The sequence below is a fragment of the Azospirillum mesophilum genome (assembly GCF_053470405.2).
On sequence record NZ_JBPXMQ020000118.1, the window covers coordinates 1 to 1,002 of the forward strand.

The following is a 1,002-nucleotide window of genomic DNA, read 5'->3' on the forward strand; positions in this document are numbered from 1 at the left end:
GGGTCGAACTGTTCGGCGGCCGCTGCGGGCAGTGTGGGCGGCGCTACCGGGCCGAGCCGCCCGCCGCCATGCCGCCGGGCACGCCGTTCGGACCGGGCATTCGGGCGCTGCTGGCCTATCTGCACCACAGCCATCACGTTAGCTTCGAGCGGCTGGCGGGCCTGCTGAAGGAGGTGTTTGGGCTGACCATCTCCGAAGGCGCCATCGCCAACGCCTTCCGCCGGATGGGGGCCGCGCTCGATACCGCCCGGAAGGCGATCACGACCAAGCTATTGAGCGCTTCCGTCATCGCGTCGGACGAGACCACGACGCGGGTGGGCGGCGTGACGCACTGGCAGTGGGTGTTCCATTCCGAGAAGGCCGTGCTGCACATCATCGCGCCAAGCCGGAGCCGGGCGGTGGCCGCCGCGGTTCTGGGCGAGCACCAGCCCGAGGTGTGGATCTCCGACCGCTATGCCGGCCAGCAGGAGTTGGGACAGGTGCATCAGGTCTGTCTGGCCCATGTGCTTCGGGACGTTCAGTACGCCATCGACGGCGGCGACAGCGTGGTGGCGCCGAAGATCCGCGATCACCTGCGCTGGGCGATCCGCGTCGGCCACCGAAGACCGAGCTTGAAGGACAGCACGCTGGCCGCCTACGCCGCCAAGGCCGAGCGCGGCCTCGATGCCCTGCTCGGGGTTCCCGCCGCCCATCCGGCCGGCCGCGAGTTGCAGCGCCAGATCAAGGCGTGGCGCAGCAAGTTCTTCGTCTTTCTCAGCGACCGCCGCGTGCCGCCGACTAACAACGGCAGCGAACAGGAGATCCGCCCGTCCGTGATCTTCCGCAAGGTCACCAACGGCTTCCGCTCCGACTGGGGGCCGGGCATCCACGCCGGCTATCGCTCCGTCACTGGAACCGCGCGCCGGCAAGGCCAATCCGCCTGGACCGCCATCCGCGACCTGATCGACGGAACCTTCGTCGTCGCCTGACCACTTACCAGCCGCCAGCCAGGTGAGCAGTTAC

The 1,002-nt window shown here is 69.1% G+C and carries 1 protein-coding gene; it reads left to right on the forward strand.

The features are described from left to right. On the forward strand, positions 1–968 hold a 968-nt coding region (tnpC, locus tag ACSVC7_RS32690), incomplete at its 5' end, for an IS66 family transposase (RefSeq protein ID WP_483509184.1). Positions 969–1,002 lie beyond the last annotated feature (34 nt).